This window comes from Shewanella sp. BJSY2023SW005 (genome assembly GCF_047314585.1).
Classification (GTDB): domain Bacteria; phylum Pseudomonadota; class Gammaproteobacteria; order Enterobacterales; family Shewanellaceae; genus Shewanella; species Shewanella algae.
This window is the reverse complement of sequence record NZ_JBKORJ010000051.1, coordinates 1-16,043: the sequence shown is the minus strand read 5'-3', so window position 1 is coordinate 16,043 and position 16,043 is coordinate 1. Positions and strand designations below refer to the sequence as shown.

General features: G+C 53.0%; 15 protein-coding genes. 3 read left to right on the top strand and 12 right to left on the bottom strand.

Annotation, left to right across the window (positions count from 1 at the left end):
• Positions 1 to 47 precede the first annotated feature (47 nt).
• The 7 genes from ACMHXI_RS15175 to ACMHXI_RS15145 form a co-directional block, all read right to left on the bottom strand.
• The gene (locus ACMHXI_RS15175) at positions 48 to 1,070 is read right to left on the bottom strand and encodes an HlyD family secretion protein (protein ID WP_342655978.1); all 1,023 of its coding nucleotides are present in this window, start codon (positions 1,068 to 1,070) and stop codon (positions 48 to 50) included.
• The gene (locus tag ACMHXI_RS15170; protein WP_028779615.1) at positions 1,070 to 2,398 is read right to left on the bottom strand and encodes a glycosyltransferase family 2 protein; all 1,329 of its coding nucleotides are present in this window, start codon (positions 2,396 to 2,398) and stop codon (positions 1,070 to 1,072) included. Before ACMHXI_RS15170 ends, ACMHXI_RS15175 begins: the two co-directional genes overlap by 1 nt.
• Positions 2,391 to 3,782 carry a hypothetical protein gene (locus tag ACMHXI_RS15165; RefSeq protein WP_304716168.1) on the bottom strand — a complete coding sequence of 464 codons (1,392 nt, stop codon included), beginning with the start codon at positions 3,780 to 3,782 and terminating at the stop codon, positions 2,391 to 2,393. The genes ACMHXI_RS15170 and ACMHXI_RS15165 overlap by 8 nt, the downstream gene beginning before the upstream one ends.
• Positions 3,783 to 4,040: 258 nt before the next feature.
• Positions 4,041 to 4,976 (bottom strand): pseudouridine synthase, encoded by a 936-nt coding sequence (locus ACMHXI_RS15160; protein WP_167716356.1) that lies wholly within the window; start codon positions 4,974 to 4,976, stop codon positions 4,041 to 4,043.
• Positions 4,977 to 5,057: 81 nt separating this feature from the next.
• Positions 5,058 to 5,645 (bottom strand): LON peptidase substrate-binding domain-containing protein, encoded by a 588-nt coding sequence (locus ACMHXI_RS15155; RefSeq protein WP_025009287.1) that lies wholly within the window; start codon positions 5,643 to 5,645, stop codon positions 5,058 to 5,060.
• Positions 5,646 to 5,813: 168 nt separating this feature from the next.
• Positions 5,814 to 6,869, bottom strand: a complete 1,056-nt coding sequence (locus tag ACMHXI_RS15150) for a hypothetical protein (protein WP_025009286.1) — start codon at positions 6,867 to 6,869, stop codon at positions 5,814 to 5,816.
• Between the two features lie 200 nt (positions 6,870 to 7,069).
• Positions 7,070 to 7,330, bottom strand: a complete 261-nt coding sequence (locus ACMHXI_RS15145; RefSeq protein ID WP_345860316.1) for a hypothetical protein — start codon at positions 7,328 to 7,330, stop codon at positions 7,070 to 7,072.
• Positions 7,331 to 7,338: 8 nt separating this feature from the next.
• Here ACMHXI_RS15145 and ACMHXI_RS15140 point away from each other — a divergent pair, with 8 nt between their 5' ends.
• Together ACMHXI_RS15140 and ACMHXI_RS15135 are read left to right on the top strand one after the other, a co-directional pair.
• Complete coding sequence (locus ACMHXI_RS15140) at positions 7,339 to 9,732, top strand: TonB-dependent receptor plug domain-containing protein (RefSeq protein ID WP_123115587.1); 2,394 nt, start codon at positions 7,339 to 7,341, stop codon at positions 9,730 to 9,732.
• 216 nt (positions 9,733 to 9,948) lie between these two features.
• Positions 9,949 to 10,413, top strand: a complete 465-nt coding sequence (locus ACMHXI_RS15135) for a YhcH/YjgK/YiaL family protein (protein ID WP_144164394.1) — start codon at positions 9,949 to 9,951, stop codon at positions 10,411 to 10,413.
• A 53-nt stretch (positions 10,414 to 10,466) separates the two neighbouring features.
• Here ACMHXI_RS15135 and ACMHXI_RS15130 read toward each other — a convergent pair whose 3' ends face one another.
• From ACMHXI_RS15130 to pnuC, 4 genes are all read right to left on the bottom strand, one after another.
• Positions 10,467 to 11,174, bottom strand: a complete 708-nt coding sequence (locus tag ACMHXI_RS15130) for an MliC family protein (protein ID WP_123115585.1) — start codon at positions 11,172 to 11,174, stop codon at positions 10,467 to 10,469.
• Positions 11,175 to 11,283: 109 nt separating this feature from the next.
• Positions 11,284 to 11,961 carry a Crp/Fnr family transcriptional regulator gene (locus ACMHXI_RS15125; RefSeq protein WP_208144423.1) on the bottom strand — a complete coding sequence of 226 codons (678 nt, stop codon included), beginning with the start codon at positions 11,959 to 11,961 and terminating at the stop codon, positions 11,284 to 11,286.
• A gap of 62 nt (positions 11,962 to 12,023) precedes the next feature.
• On the bottom strand, positions 12,024 to 12,755 hold the full coding sequence (locus tag ACMHXI_RS15120; protein WP_208144422.1) for a nucleoside phosphorylase: 732 nt from the start codon (positions 12,753 to 12,755) through the stop codon (positions 12,024 to 12,026).
• The gene (pnuC, locus tag ACMHXI_RS15115; RefSeq protein ID WP_269149838.1) at positions 12,755 to 13,486 is read right to left on the bottom strand and encodes a nicotinamide riboside transporter PnuC; all 732 of its coding nucleotides are present in this window, start codon (positions 13,484 to 13,486) and stop codon (positions 12,755 to 12,757) included. The genes ACMHXI_RS15120 and pnuC overlap by 1 nt, the downstream gene beginning before the upstream one ends.
• A gap of 314 nt (positions 13,487 to 13,800) precedes the next feature.
• Here pnuC and ACMHXI_RS15110 point away from each other — a divergent pair, with 314 nt between their 5' ends.
• Positions 13,801 to 14,775 (top strand): LysR family transcriptional regulator, encoded by a 975-nt coding sequence (locus ACMHXI_RS15110; protein WP_208185169.1) that lies wholly within the window; start codon positions 13,801 to 13,803, stop codon positions 14,773 to 14,775.
• Positions 14,776 to 14,868: 93 nt separating this feature from the next.
• Here ACMHXI_RS15110 and ACMHXI_RS15105 read toward each other — a convergent pair whose 3' ends face one another.
• On the bottom strand, positions 14,869 to 15,963 hold the full coding sequence (locus ACMHXI_RS15105; RefSeq protein ID WP_109248997.1) for an ISAs1 family transposase: 1,095 nt from the start codon (positions 15,961 to 15,963) through the stop codon (positions 14,869 to 14,871).
• Positions 15,964 to 16,043 lie beyond the last annotated feature (80 nt).

The window sequence follows — 16,043 nt, the reverse complement described above, 5'->3', positions numbered from 1 at the left end:
CGCTTTCCCGTCACGCACGCCAATTTTTGTCGGGAAAGCCTTTTTTCTCAGAAACGATCGAAACTCACTTCCACCGGAACGCCCTCAATCGCCAAAGGCAGGCTCTGATGCAAAGCAAGCGTGACCTTGAGTGCCGGTTTGTCACCATCGAAAGGACCAGACAGCTGCTTGGGCACCTTGCCCACCAATTCGGTCGGTTCTTTAATTTCGGCGCGGATCCGGGTTCCATTGGGCAGTTTGACACTGGCCTGCTGTCCCTGAGCAACATAGTTGAGATACTTGGGCGCCAGATAACAGACCACCACAGGCTGTGCCCGCCCCGACAGCCAAAGCATAGGCTGCTGCTCGGCTATGGTTTCCCCCTGCTGCACCAAAACATCGGCTACCCGGCCGGCAAACGGCGCCTGTATGGTCAACTGCTGGCGTTTGGCCTGCAGCTCAGCAAGCTTTAGCAGCAGGCTGTTGCGACTCTGGGCTATCACCCCCGCCTCCCGCTCCTGCTGCTGCAACTGCCTTTGCTGCAACAGCTCGGCCCTGGCCTGCTCCAGCGCCATTCTGGCACTGGTATGGGCCTGCATCACCGCCGCCATATCTGCAGTGGGAACCACCCCCTGCTTACGAAATGACTCGAACTGCGACAATAGTTCATCCTGACGCTTTACCCCCTGCTCGGCCACCAGCACCCGTTGTTCCAGTTGCCCCAGAATAGCCAGGTCCTGCTCCAGCGATGGCGGTGTCAGCTCGGCCAACTGGCGCTGTAACTCGTCAATGCTGGCGTCCAGACCGGCATCGACCCTACTCCCGGGTTGTACCGAAAGCTCCAGCAATCGGCCCTTCTGCATTGCCCGCATCTCCAGCGGCTCAGAGGTCAGTATTCCCGGTGCCAGCACAAACAGGCTGGGGCGCAGCAACACCCAAAGCAGCAAGACCACAGGGGCGATAACCAGCAATAGCAGCAGATACCAACGCCATTTCATTCCGCCCCGTTTTGCCGGGGCATAGTCCACCTTTAAACCTTGATCCCGGGTGGGTTGTTGCGCCTTGGCAGCCGCTTGATAAGTCACTTTCACTAAAATTTTCTCCCGCGTTTCAGCACCCACCAGGGAGCCATGGAACTCTCTTCATGTGAGCGTCTGACCACTTCATTAAGCAAGGCAAACAAGCAGATACTGCGCATAAACAAGGCGTAGAAGGGATAAAGCGGCAACCAGAGCAGCAGCTTCAGGTCCTGACGTGGCCGCTCGGAAATCGCTACCAGTACCAGCAGATAGAAGAACAGCAAGAATCCCAAATATCCCAGGTAGATGGTCAGGGCAATGGTTGTCAAAAACTGCCAGGGGTACGCCAGTGCTATCCCTAAGCTGTAGAGCAGGATGACAAAGGGCATCAGCACGTTTTGCAAGAAGCCGTAGACCAGAGTAAAGGCGAAGGTGGCGCCCCCCAGAAGCCCGGGGGTAAAGGCCGGCCAGTGCTTGCGAAAGTAGAGAAACAAAAGGTCGCCATCCCAACGTAATCTTTGCCAGACAAGCGTCTTGAGATCCATGGGGGCATCGGTATGCCCTATGGCCAGCGTGGCAAAGGGAATGCGCCAATTGGGATGACGGCCGAAGTACTGTTTGAATCTCAGCGTCAGATCCAGATCCTCGGCGGTATGGGTATCCCAGCCGCCGATTTTGACCAGCAAGTCACGGCGAAAAGCGCCGAATGCTCCTGAGATATTGTTGAGCAGATTCCAATGCCCAAGACCGGTCTTGCCGCCTTGCATGGAGATCAAATATTCAATCGCCTGCATCCGGGTCCACAGCGAATCATCGACATTGCGCACCCGCAAAGAGCCACCGACTGCCGGCACATTGGGATCGGCGAACAGCGGCACGATTTGGGAAACCATATCATTGTCGAACGAAGTGTCGGCATCGGCATTCATTACCAGCTCGCCGCTGGCCCTGGCCAAACCGGCATTCAGAGTCGAAACCCGGCCACCACGTTGCCACTTGGGCAGCACGATAATCTCCCGCCCCGGGCGGCGGCATTGTGCCGCTGCTGCCTTGGCGACCTCGAAGGTTTCGGCGTTTTGCACCGCGCCGTCAACCACGGCAATAATCTCCATCTCCCCCGGGTAGTCCTGTTCGGCCAAGGTGGCTATGGTTTGCCGCACCGCTTCTTTCTCGGCATAGCAAGTAATGATGCAACTGACCTTGGGTCGATAAGCCTTCTCAACCTTGGGGCGGCGGAACGTTTGCCAATGCCAGCCGATGACGCCTGAGACCACTATCAGCATCAATGGCATTTCGTAGAGAAAAATCATCGGCACCAGCCAGAGAAACAGGCTGACGTCTGTCGCCAGGTTGTGCCAAATATCCAGGCTCATAAAAGCCAGGGTATTGAACTCACTCACCGTCCAATACCTCGGCCTGCTGCAGACGGCTGGCTAACCAGGATTCAACTTCGGCACCAAGTTGTTGATCCGGCAGGCTGACCGCCTTGAGCCTTAACCTCAACTCTCCCTCTGGCACGCTGTCATTGAGCCGCTGTAGTTTTTGCTTCAATGCCGGTAACTGTGACTCGCCAGTGTAAGGCAATAGTAACAAGACGCCTTGGTCATCATGGCTGCTGCAGGCATCGGTCACCCGAACCAGGCTCAACAAGCGCTGCTTGAGTGCATCGAGCAGAGTCAAGGCGCGGGCTTCTCCGCTGCCGGCCAGATCCGGCGCCAACGCCTCCAGATCCAATACCAACAACAGGTGCTCATGGCCATGACGCAGTGCCAACTGATTGTGCCACTGCAGTAACCAGAGGAAGTGAGCCCGACTCATCTGTTCGCCAAGCGCGGCAAACAGTTGCTGCTGAACCCCATGGCGCACCAGTTCCCTTCCCTGCTCCGCCAGTTCAAAGTCAGAGATGCGACGTATGGTCAGCTCGTCCGGTTGATGTCCATGACCACAGTGCAGACAAACTGCCTCGACCTTGGCCTCCAAAAACAGGCTATTACAGCTATTGCAGTGTTGGTTTTCTATTGGTCTGTCATAGTCGACACCTATATGCCGCAGCCGCTGCAAACAGTTAGGGCAACTGAGTCCGCCACTACGACTGAAGGCTTGCTGACTATCCACATGACCACAGTTAAAACAGTGCAAACTGGTCTGCATATCAATTTCTATGCTGCGGCACTGGGGACAGAGATCGATATAGTTGAGGTGCCCTGAGTCGCACTTGCTGCATAGCCTGACTCTGTCCTTCAGCTTGGTGGGTGCCAGCCAATGCCGGTTCAATAATTTATCCAACAGCAGTTGGCTTGCCTTTGCTGACCCCGTCAATAGCTGCAGCAGTGGATACTCATAAAGATGTGGCTTTTCCGGCGTAGCCACAGGTTGTAAACGATATTCAGGAAATAACCACATAAAACTCAACAGCCGATAACTGACATCATCCTGGCTGGGTAATTTAATTAAGCTCTTCCTTTGCCAATAATTTTCCAACTCTTGTTTGAAGTCAGGCTGAAATAAACCATTGGCCAGATATTCAGAGAGAGGGCTTGGCGTTATCACTTTGATCATGGCCATAAAGCTTGATGGCTGGCATCTCAGCTGAATCAGCGCTTGGTCCTGAGCTTCAGCCGGCAGGTTCAGGCAGATGACTTCATAATCAAGACCGGCAGCCAAGAAGTCACTAACATCATTAAACACTTCAAAATCAGTGCTATAACTTTCTGAATTTCGAAAGCCAATCCAACAGGGGATGGCCTGTGCCTCAACACTGATATCGGCTCTGGTAATGGACATATAAATCTCGGCAACGACAAGCCCGCCAATGAAAGATGAAAACATCCTTGGCGAAGTTTGTACGAATCAATTAGAATCTATTTTTAAGCGCTGGAGATTATATAACCAAAAAAAACAAAACCGCCAATATTTTGACGAAAAAAGAGAGCCTGCCACTTTATTATTCAGAACAACTCATAATTAATTATATTTAAAATAAAACTCTGAAATATACTTAATTATCCCTAAACAATATCCTTCTTTTTATCTCCAAAAGTATCAAACTGTATCCTTCAATTCAGTTTCAAAACCATCCACTTTTATATCCTGCTGTTTGCCACTGATGGGATCGATAAAGCGCAAGCGACAAGCCATCAGCTTGAGGGGCTTATTGAAATTATCTTCGCTCCTGGGTTGCAGTTCGGGGTAAAACCTGTCGTTCAGCAGTGGCATTCCAAGACTCTGCATATGCAGCCTGAGTTGGTGAGTCTTGCCGGTAATTGGACTCAGACTGAACAGCCCCATATCGCCATTAACGGCGATGAGACTGATTTCCGAGTGACTGTTGGCCTCACCCTCTGCCAAGCGCATAATAAAACTGGGCTCGCCCTTGATGAGGCGATTTTTCACTGTCCAGTGCAGCGGCAGGCTAAGTTCGCCAGTTGCCAATCCCGCCTGAAGCTCAGGAGTCAGCCGCGCCAGCGCCTGGTAGTCCTTACGTATCTGGCCTTCACGGAACAGAGCATGATAGGCATGCCGGGTTTCGGGATCGGTGGACATCAGCATGACTCCGGCCGTTTCTCTGTCCAGCCTGTGCGCCGGCGCTATGGTTTCTATCCCGGTTCGGCGCCTTAACCTATGCACCAGGCACTCGTTGACATAGTTGCCGCTGGGAGTCACAGGCAAAAAGTGCGGTTTGAACACCAGAATGCTGTGCTCGTCCTGAAACAGGATCCGCTCTTCAAAAGGGATCCGGGTTTCTTTGGGGACTTCACGGTAATAGTAGACCCTGGCGGTAGGCCGATAAGGGGTATCAGCCTGGATAGGCTCACCATTTTGCCAGTGTACCTTGCCGGCAGCGACCCGTTCACGCCAGACATCGGCATCGATGCGCCTGAAATGGTCGATAAGAAAGGCCAAAACAGTGGCTTTGTCGGTCACATCCCTTGGCAAGACTACATAGGAGGGCTGTGCGGCTCTGTCTGTTTGGCTCATAACTCTTCCGGCAAAATAAAAATGGCGACTCAGGGCCGCCATTCTACTCTATCTACCTTAAATTATTCGAGGCAGGTACACTCAAAGCTGCTGCTGAACATGGGACTTAATCAACTTGAGCACAAAGTCCATGGTCTTGTGGCAATCAGGTTGATTCAACAACAGCTGTTTGTCCTTGTTGTATAAGGGCAAAACTTCCAACCAACGCTGGCTAACCCAAGCGGCATCATCCAGATGCACTTCTGATGAGTAGAGCCCGCGCAAGTCCGGGTTGACCTCATAAAACTGCTCCAGCGCCGCGCTGATAAGGGTGAACTCGCCCCGAATAGGCTCCTCGGCCCAGTTGGGACAATCCATGACCTCGGCCAGCCAGCGGCCATCTTTTTCCTGTTTGGCGGACAGGACTTTGACCCTTTGCTTGCCTTCCAGGGTGATACTCAGCGAGTCATCTTCCAACTGATTGAAGTCGATGAGCTCGCAGCGAGTGGCAATGGGGAAACTGGGCGGCATGGCAACGCTGTTACGCATTCCGAAAGCCAGCGGATATTTCCCCTTCAGGACATCGGCCACCATGCTCAGGGTGATGGGGTCAAGGATCCTGATCTCAAGCCGTCCACCTGGCAACAACAAGGCATCATAGGTCAGTAACGCCATTTCCTGTGTATGCATAGCAACCTCCTTCCCCTCGGGGAGTGAGTAACCGAAAGCGAACCTGAGGTTCAACATTCGCTTTAAAGTCTAGCAGTTGCTGAAATTTCATCCATTGGCAATTTGGGCTAGTCCTTAGGTCTGCTAATGAATTAGACAGGCGTTGAGTGGGTTTTGTTGCAAGCTTGCTTACAGAGGCTCCAGCCTTTGGGCTATCCTGCCACCGAGAAATACCTCGGCAAATTCATCAGCCAATCTGTTACTCATATCGGCGGCGCGGCGCCAATATTGAGTACGACTGGCGGTATCCAAGGTTTCAAAGTCCTTGCGATCCGGAATTTTGCCATAGGGCAACGAAGCGACAAATTCCTCGGTGGGAGCCAACACCAAAGCATTATGATAACGGCGCTTGGCCCGGCGCCATGGCAGGGATTTATCGAACCATCCCGGCGCCATATGGGGATAAAAATGCGGATACAGGGTCAACCCCGGCGCCCGTGACAGCGGCAGGTCGAAGTGGTAATCAGTGATGCCGCCATCATAGAAGTGCCCGCTGGTCACACCGCTGATTTCGGTTACCGGTGACAGCAGCAGTGGAATAGAACCTGTAGCCAGCAATACGGCTTCGATATTGTCACTGCTGAGCAAGGCGCTGTCTCCCGGGAGATCTTTCAACTGAGCGAAGGGAGAACCCTCTATGGCAGAGGCAAATACCAGACGCTCAAAGTGCCACCCCAAGGTGCGGCGACTGACAAGGTTGGTCATGGCGGTAGCGCCCAGGCCTGCCGCCAGCGCCAACTTGCTGCCGGCCCGGTTCAAGTGACGGGCGCGGCACACCACTATGTGACTGCGAATATGCGGCTGTTTGAGGATCTCTTCGGTGCCGCTTGAGCCTAAAATCCCGCTGACTATACCGCGGACCTGGCGGCTGACCTCTTCCCGGCTCGGACGGGTTTCATAGCGCTGGCCTATGTAGAGTTGTTCCAACCTTTGATAAGCCGCCAGCGGATCTGCCTGAGCCAGACAGGCCAAACGCCAGGCTCCGGATGAAGCGCCAAGAGTGTAAAGCGGTGTCTGCCTCTGTTTGAAAAACTCGCCAAACAAGTATTTGTCGAGCCCGGCAATCCCCAGCCATTTGGGACCACCGGACGCCGCCAGTAGTTGAGTAAAATGATCAGGCTTTAATCCCTGTTCCATCAATGTCTGATAGGCATCTGTACCGGCAAGAAATCGCAAGTTAGCCAAAAAGTCACTCCCTGAGCCGCAAAAGTCACAGGCAAGATACCGCAGCCTTGCACGGCAGCCAAGTTTGACTCAAGTGTGCCTGGCTTTTGCACTGCCAGAGTGTTCCCCTCTCCTCCCGGCGGCTCCGAAAAACGGCCGGGACGACTCAAGTTCAAACGCCCAAGAAAACACTCGTAAGGCAGATTTGAAAGTCAAGATAGTCATAAATAGGCTTTCAACTCAAAAACAACTGTATAAATAAAAGCGAAACAGCCAATTAAACCCCAAACAAACCCAATATTTCCCTTATTATAACCCAAACAGCCAAAACCCCGGATAGCCAAGGTCAGGGAAAGGTTTCTATCCAAAAAACTAAATGTTTCTAGAACGCTGCGCTCTGAGTTATCACTTTTACGTCTAAATGCATCAATTGTAACAATGCTACTATCCGCGCAATAAAAATGCAGTTTTGAATCATTCAAGAGGTCGTATGCGCTTAGCTCTTATTTCACTGGCAGTGGCGAGTCAACTGACTGTTCCTGCCGTCTTTGCTGCCGAAGAGCAGCCCAGTATCGAAACCATCTCCGTCATAGGTTCACGTATCGCCCTGCGAACCGCCACCGACAGCGTGGCACCGGTCGATATCATTACGGCCGAACAACTTGAAGCCACTGGCATGACGGAAACCGCCAAGGCGCTGCAGTTTGCCGCACCTAGCTACAGCTTCCCCTTCTCCTCGGTCACCGATGGCTCAGATGCCGTGCGTCCCGCCAGTCTGCGCGGCCTGTCACCGGACCATACCCTGGTGCTGGTTAATGGTAAACGCCGTCATGGCTCGGCACTGGTCCACCTCTCTGGTACCGTGGGCAAGGGCTCGTCTAACGTCGACCTGAACGCCATCCCTATGACAGCCATCAAACGCATCGAAATTCTCCGTGATGGCGCTTCGGCACAGTATGGCTCTGACGCCATCGCCGGGGTGATCAACGTAGTACTCAAAGACAACAGTGAAGGTGGCATGGTATCGGCCCAAGCCGGTCAAACCTATCAGGGTGATGGCGAGCAGTGGCGTGTCGGCCTCAACCACGGCCTCAGCATAGGTGACACTGGCTTTGTGAATCTGTCGCTGGAAGCACATCACAAGAACAGCACCAATCGCGCCGGTTTGGATCCGCGTCAGCAATATCCATTGCTGGCCGATGGCAGCCCGGATCCCCGCGAAGAAACCGTTAACCGCAAGAATCACCATGTGGGTGACGCCGAATATGACAACCTGGGGTTGTTTCTCAATGCCGCTCAGGAGTTTGCCAATGACAGCAAACTGTACGCCTTCGGTGGCTTGAGCCAGCGCGAGACCCGCTCCGGCGCCTTCTTCCGCCGTCCACTGGATAGCCGCAATGTTGCCGAAATCTATCCCGATGGTTTCCTGCCGCAGATAACGCCCAAGATCACAGATCAGTCTCTGCTGCTGGGTTATGAATTTAACCTGGGCGAGTGGCAGTTGGATGCCTCGGCCGGATACGGCAAGAACCGCTTTAAGTACCGGGTTGAGAACACACTCAACGCCTCTTTGGGGCCCGGCAGCCAAACCGAATTCGACGCAGGTACCCTGTCCACCGAAGAGTGGAACCTGACTCTGGATGCCTCACGTTACTTCGACTTTTACAATGACTCAGAGCTCCTGGTCGCTGTAGGCACAGCCTGGCGCCAGAACGCTTATCAGGTGGAAGCCGGAGAGCAAGCCTCTTATATCAATGGCGGTTATCAGAACAAGGCCGGCGGCAGCCAAGGCTTTGGCGGCTTTACCCCAGAATCGGCGGTAGATGAGGATAGAGACAACATAGGTGTCTATCTCGAGGTGGAAAACCAACTGACCGACGACTTCTACTGGGCCGCCGCGGTGCGCTATGAAGACTATTCCGACTTTGGTGACAACACCAGTTGGAAGCTGGCCGCCAGATACGATCTGACCGACAACCTGGCACTCAGAGCCACTGCCAACACGGGCTTTCGCGCCCCCAGCGTGCAGCAGTTGTACTTCACCAATATCTCGACCCTGTTCAACCCGGATCCCGTGACAGGCCAGCTGGTACCGACCGAGTCGGGCACCTTCAACAACCTGTCTTCCGTGACCCAGGCGCTGCAGGTAGGCAAGCTGCAACCCGAGTTGTCAGAGTCCTTCAGCCTGGGATTGGTATACACCAATGATTCCGGTCTGGCGGTGACTCTGGATGCCTATCAGATCAGCATAGATGACAGAATCGTGCTCTCCAGCTCACTGACACCGGCCGACTCCCAGGTGGTGGCAGATGCACTGGCCGGTACCAACGCCGAGTCGGCACGCTTCTTTATCAATGCCGTAGATAGCCGCACCCGAGGTGTGGATCTGGTGGTGACCCAGGACTTTGATCTCGGCAGCTACGGCGATCTGCGCGCCAGCCTGGCCTATGCCTATAACGACACGGAAATCCGCGATATCCATCTGCCAAACCTTCTGGATGGCCTGGAAGATCAGCTGTTTGACCGTATAGAGCAGACCCGGATGACCAAGGCCAATCCGAAGAACACAGGTAACCTGGGGCTGACCCACAGCCTGGGCGACTTCAAGACCAACCTGCGCCTGAGTTACTTTGGCCCCTACACCATAGGTTACTCACGTGAAGACGTGGAGTACGACGGTAAGTTCACCGTGGATCTGTCGCTGACCTATGCGGCCACAGATAACCTGAGCTTCACCGCCGGGGTGCAGAACCTGTTCGATACCTATCCGGAAAAACGCCCGGACGACAACAACTTCAACGGGATCTTCGTCTATCCATTGACCAACACACCTTTTGGGTTCAACGGCGGTTACTACTTCCTCGAAGCCAGATACAGCTACTGATTTACCGGGAAACACATTTGCAGGGAAACATATTTGCAGGGAAACATGGGGGCCGGCGATATCGCTGGCCCTTGTGCTTTTTGGCGCTGATCCCCCCTGATATCGGCCGCTTGGCAACTCAAGCGCCTGTCAAGCGCCTGCAGCTTCTCAAAGAGATCAAACTTCCAGCAGGAATGCTATTATACTGAGCCAACCCCTTTCCCCAGAAGATACAAAATGATAGTGGATACTCTGGCCAACCGTGGCCATTACCGAGTGCTGGGCCCACGTATTCAGGCAGCCCTGGATTATCTGGCCACAACAGACTTCAGCCAACTGGCCCCCGGCAGCTATGAACTGGATGGTAAAAAGCTGTTTGCCATAGTCAACGATTACCACACCAAGCCCAGAGAGACCGAGCCATTCGAGGTACATAGACGCTATCTGGACGTGCAGTATGTGGTCAGTGGTGAAGAGGAGTTTGGCTACCTGCCGCTGGGAGCCCAAACGCCCAGTCGCCCCTATCATGAGGCGCACGACTATGCCGAGTTTGATTATCAATCCAACCGCGAAGCCGCGGCATTTATCCCTTTGAAGGCCGGCATGTTTGCCATCTTCTTCCCCGGAGACATGCATATGCCGGGTACGCTGGCCAAAGCCGTTGCTGTCCGCAAGGTAGTCGTAAAAGTACTGTTGGATTAGAAGGCCACTTGCAGTAAAACGCCCGCGATTGCGGGCGTTTTTGGGTCTGTGGTTTACTTATCGTCTTGGGTTGTGGGCTTGCAAAGCATCTCCTCGGCGCCATAACCCCAGGTCACCCTGGCCTCGCCCTGATGCTCCCAGAAGCTGTAGTCACCGCCCTGATACTTGGCGCCGCTGCCGCTTGGCACACTGAACATCAAAATGCTTCTGTCGCCGCGCTCGGCAATCATGGTTGCCGGCTCTGTCTCGAAGAAAGTGGTCACCAACTCATTGGCCGGGTTGCCGTCACAGGCAAAGAATACCGGGCCGCTAGACGCCACCAAATGATAACGGGCCTGCAACTCCACTATCCGTCTTTGATATGAATCCCTGGTACATTGCAGCTTGTCTTCACTCTTCCAACATTCGTTGCGGCCCTTGATCCAGCCGCGCTGCTCGGCCTTGAGCAGGGGTGGCTGTTCATTGACCGCCTTGTCACTGGCCTTGGCATAAACCTCGGCCAGCTGCTGATCCAGCTTGGCAAGCTCTGGCTCCTGACAAATAAGCATCTCTATACTGGAAGCCCGCTCGCCCAAAGCGTTGCAATCAAATGTCGGCAGTTCCCGCTCTGTTGCCTGGGGCGAGGTTGAACCACCACCTATAGCCAATGCGGCGGCAACATCCTGGCTGTTATCCAGTGTCTGCTGCCCGCAGCCACTGAGCGTCGCCGCGGCGACCAACGCCAGAAAAAGCCCTGTCTGTGAAACTGTCCCGAAACTCATTTTTGCTCCTTAATCTTCTCGCTGAATCTACTCGCGGATGCCTAAGCCTAGTCTAAAACCCCGCGCCTGTCCGCTGGCTGAATTAAATATCAGATCAATGAGTTGGCTATTAAGCCTTATCGACAAAATCCTGCAATGCCTGCAGGTTGGCAATTTTCAGCAAGGCGCCCTGTTTTATGACCAGGCCCTTGTCGATAAGCTCTTTTACCGCCCTGCGATAGACCCGGCCAGAGGTGCCGAATCGCTCCGCCTCCTGATCCGGGCTGCCACAGGAACCCAGCATCACCTCTTCGTGTTGACGCCTGAGCAGATCGAAAGCGATGTTATAGCTGATGGGGTGCAAGAGCCTATTGGTGTAGATGTCCAGCGAATCCTGATAATCCCAGGCCAGGGCGCTGGCAAAAAAGAGGGTAAATTCGGGTTGTTGCAGCAGCATATGCCTGACTTTCTTCAGGCATAACTGGCGGATTTCCATCGGCTCTTCGGCCACCACACTCCACTGACAACTGGTGGCGGTAAAGAACTCCATCTCACCGAAAAGGTGCCAGTCGCAATCCAACTCCCCCAATTGAAATCTGCGACCGTTGACGGCGCAGATATTCATAGACACCCGGCCTTCGGGCACCAGGCACATATGGGTCAACTCCCGCCCCTGAGACAAGAGATCTTCACCGGCCTGCAGCAATTGGCTCTGGCCGCAGCACTCGAGCATGGCGTCGCAAAACGCCTGGTGAGACTGCTTTAGATGCGCACTGAAACGCCCGGTGCTGTATGGGTGCAGCTGCATAACAACAAGATCCCGTAAAGATGATGGCTCATGCTAGCCCATCAGCCTTACGGGCACAAACTTCAGCAACAGAGCGCCTCCAGCGCCGCCAAAGACGCCAGCTTTTCCCCCTGCATCATGGCGCTATCGGCGTCGACATACTGGTTGATGCCCTGTTGCACATCTTCACCATACAAGACCACATTATTGAGCACCGCGGCCACTTCCAGGCCTCTCAGGCGGCCAAGCGTCAACAGCGCTGCAGTTTCCATGTCGGCCCCCAAGACTCCGAGTCGATGCCAATGACAGCAAATCTCCAGCTCATCATCCCGGTAAAAACTGTCGTGTGAACGCACTATACCGGAGTGGAAGCGGCAATCCCGGCGCTGCAAATAGGCCGCCATGGCATTGATAAGCTGCCGACTCGCCAGCGCCGGATAGCCGGGCGGCGCATAACAGCCGGAGCCACCGTCATCGCGCACCGCGGCCTCCGCCAGAATCAATTCGCCCAAGGCTATCTGCGGTTGCAGCGCGCCGGCGGAGCCGACCCTAATGACACGGCGGGCGCCACACTGATATAACTCTTCCAGGGCGATAATCGCCGATGGTGCGCCTATCCCTGTACTGCAAACAGTGACAGCCACGCCTTGGTAAAATCCGCCCATGCTGCGAAACTCGCGGTTCTCTGCCAGCAACCGGCCATCGTCCAACAGCGCGGCAATCCGATTGACCCTTTGTGGTTCACCGCAGAGGATCACCTGCTCACTCACCTGCGATGGAGACAGACAGATATGCGGCTGTTTATCGGCACTCATCAGCAAGCCTCCGCCGGACGGCTGCCATTGTCTTTGGCGGTACGCATCCACTGACGGGTGCCGTTGGCGGCAATAAACAACAGGATGATGTATTCAATCGACAGGGCATAAACCCCTTGGGCGGCATAGATGCCGACACTGACCACATTGATAAGTACCCAGAGGATCCAGTTCTCGACATATTTTCGGGTCATCAGAATTTGCGCCACCACAGACAGCACTGTCATCACTGAATCCCAGAAGGGGAAGGCATCCGGTTCCAGCACAGGCTGGGCCAGCCCGGCACCAAACAGGTTGAGCGTATCGACACTGACCTGGGCAAAGAGAGCAAATACCGGGTCGATATAGACAGTCATCAAGCCGATGCCCAGTACTGAAACCGCCGCGGTAAAGGCCAGTTTCTGCTTCGACAGCCAACGCACCTTGAGGGTGTCGCCGGTTTGCTGATCCGGCCGGGTCCAGGCATACCAGCCATAGAGGTTGGCGCAGAAGAAAAACAGCTGCAGCAGCAAGATGCCGTAGAGCTGTATTTGATAAAAAATAATCGCAAACAGAGTTACATTAACCAATCCAAACAGATAGTTAATCGTTTTTTCCTGGCTGGCGAACCAGATACAGAGCAAACCAAATACTGTGCCCACGGCTTCAATCCATGACATGGCATAGCCACTGCCAATCGGAATGTTCACCAGGGTATTGTTGATATCAAACCAAGCGGCAATATCCATCATCTATTCCTTGCATTATTGTGTTTTGCACCAATGTAAGCAGATGGCAAAGCTCAAGTTAAGGACATTTGTCCACCTTGGCTGATTTAAGTCACAGCTCACTCTTGTGTGGCGCCTTCAGCACTGAAGCTGTGCCCTGACGCAGATGTTCACAATGGAAATTTTCCGCTTTCGGGATTCGCTTTTTTCGATTCGGCAACATTGGGCGCCATGTAACATTTTGGTTAATTCACTCAAGTCAGATGTGACTCAGTTCACTGTCCGGGGCTGGGCTTGCCCCCATGATGCGGGCATACCTTGGAAGCATTTAACCAGCTATGAAAGATATAAAACGACTGGACTATGAATTAATGCAGGTGCTAATCGCCATAGATGAGCACAGAAATTGTCAAAATGCTGCCCATGCCTTGAGGATAAGCAATTCCGCCATCAGCAGGTACCTCAAGCAGCTCAGGGAAATTTTTGATGACACCTTGTATATCCGCCGTGCCAGTGGTTTTATTCCCACCCATAAGGCAAGCCAGTTGCTGCCCATGGTTCAGGACCTGTGTCAGCGCTATCAGGAATTGGAGAATCAGTTCACCGAGTATCAACCGGCCAAGTCACGGGAGCACTTTGTTATTTCCGTCTATGATGACTTCAGCCCCATTATTCACAAAATACTCAATAATAAGGTGCGCCCTTTCGCACCTGATATGAGTTTTGATATTCGAATTCTGTCCCACGAATACACCACAGAACTGGAAAACGGCAATATAGATATTGCCGTGATGTCAGAAAGCTATACCGGCGCCCATTTACAGGGCAATCTATTTGCCGAAGTGAGAAACCTATATTTATTGGGCAACCGTAAACATCCTTTCTTACAGGATAACGTGCAGGTGACTTTAGAAGACCTGTTCAAATATCCCTATTATGAGATGGATAATTTCTGCGACTTGCCCGAGCCTTTAATTGTCTCTGCAGCCAGACGGCGCAACCAGGAGTGTGTCATCGCAGGCTCTACGGGGAGTCTGGCCAGCCTCGCCAGCGTATTGCTGGACATGCCTTACTACTCCATCTCCTGCAATCTCTTTACCACAGATTATGTTGCCGGTTTTCCCAATCTTATTTATAGAAAACTGCCCCTCGAAATAAGCCAGACCCTATTGAGCGAAATAAACACCAACAGAGATATAGGCCATTATGTCGTGGTCAGTGATCTAAATAAATCACAGGCCAGAGACTGGCTTAAGGAGGTATTGGTCAGAGAACTGAAAAGCGAATGGAACCTTAGAAAACCCAACTCATAACAAAAAGTCTCCCGGAATGAAAAATGGCAAGAGTCCGCTCTTGTCAGGGGGAGCTATTACCTAAGCAGGGCGGGATTCCACTTTGCTTATATCTTAACCAAATAACAACTCTGAGCGAAATGTAGGACTCCAACCAGCACGGCGGCGCTTACCTGCCAGACTGTCTTTTTTGCCTTGGTGCTGCCTTATCGCACTCAGAGCCGCTCGGTTAAATAGGGCGAGATGCTTTGCGCCATCAGGATCCGTTACCTTCAGCGCATCTTCGCGGAAGACCACATCCAGCACCCAATGGAGCTGATTTTCTACCCCCCAATGCTCTCGAATAGTCCTCGCGGCCTCTTCGGCATTGAGCGGTAAGGAACTGACATACCAGCGTGAAGAACATGATGTTATTCCATCGACTGTCCGTTCACTGGCAACTTCGATAAATGAGGTGATGTGCGGCCACTTTTTCTTAAGTTCCGCTGATAATTCTGCTTCTATCTGCATGACTGTTCGGCGCTCCCTGCGGCCATGACCCATGTTGAACTGCTCAAATATAGCCAGTTCTGGCTGCTCATACGCTTTACTGAAGCTGGTTTTGACTGCTTCAAATAATCCCGGCTGGTTCGACTTGAGCTGAATAATGAAATCACCGTTCCCCTGTTTAATTTTGTTCATGGTAGACACCTGACAATGCAGTGCATCCAGCGTCAGAACGGCATTATCCAGTGCCATAGCATCAATCATGTTGCGGGCGACTTCAGCTTCTTTCCCTTTAGAATGTGAACTGTCTTGGTAAAGTGTAATGCCGTTGCCGACATCAAATGCGCTGACAACATGGAGTGCATTCTTAGCATCCTCACTCCACGCCCCGCGCAGGGTTTTTCCATCCAGCGCGATAACGGTTTTCCCTTCCGTTTGCCGTTGCTCATTGATCCAGCCAAATATGGCTTGAAGGAGCAGTTCGCTGTCCAATGCTTTGATTATATTACTGATACAATGCCTTTTAGGGATGCCATTTTCAAATTTTCGGTACAGACGGAGCCAATCTAGCTGTTCTTCTCCGAATTCCTGAATGGACTTCCACCCAGTCGCACCGCTGAGGATAGCACTGAGTGTCAGGAACACCACATCCACTAAATTATGCTTTAGATTGATGTCCTTACGGGGATCGGTAATCTGTTCTAGTTGTTTCAAAAGGGTCATGGTCATCTGTGGATTAAGGGCAAGGCAGATCAGATCATGACCAACCGTAAAAGTTCAATTTAAAGTGGGATCCCGCCCTG

Coding starts and splice junctions, on each gene's coding strand:
- ACMHXI_RS15165 (WP_304716168.1), bottom strand. CDS start 3,782: ATGTCCATTACCAGAGCCGATATCAGTGTTGAGGCACAGGCCATCCCC.
- ACMHXI_RS15160 (WP_167716356.1), bottom strand. CDS start 4,976: ATGAGCCAAACAGACAGAGCCGCACAGCCCTCCTATGTAGTCTTGCCA.
- ACMHXI_RS15155 (WP_025009287.1), bottom strand. CDS start 5,645: ATGCATACACAGGAAATGGCGTTACTGACCTATGATGCCTTGTTGTTG.
- ACMHXI_RS15140 (WP_123115587.1), top strand. CDS start 7,339: ATGCGCTTAGCTCTTATTTCACTGGCAGTGGCGAGTCAACTGACTGTT.
- ACMHXI_RS15135 (WP_144164394.1), top strand. CDS start 9,949: ATGATAGTGGATACTCTGGCCAACCGTGGCCATTACCGAGTGCTGGGC.
- ACMHXI_RS15130 (WP_123115585.1), bottom strand. CDS start 11,174: ATGAGTTTCGGGACAGTTTCACAGACAGGGCTTTTTCTGGCGTTGGTC.
- ACMHXI_RS15125 (WP_208144423.1), bottom strand. CDS start 11,961: ATGCAGCTGCACCCATACAGCACCGGGCGTTTCAGTGCGCATCTAAAG.
- ACMHXI_RS15120 (WP_208144422.1), bottom strand. CDS start 12,755: ATGAGTGCCGATAAACAGCCGCATATCTGTCTGTCTCCATCGCAGGTG.
- pnuC (WP_269149838.1), bottom strand. CDS start 13,486: ATGATGGATATTGCCGCTTGGTTTGATATCAACAATACCCTGGTGAAC.
- ACMHXI_RS15110 (WP_208185169.1), top strand. CDS start 13,801: ATGAAAGATATAAAACGACTGGACTATGAATTAATGCAGGTGCTAATC.
- ACMHXI_RS15105 (WP_109248997.1), bottom strand. CDS start 15,963: ATGACCCTTTTGAAACAACTAGAACAGATTACCGATCCCCGTAAGGAC.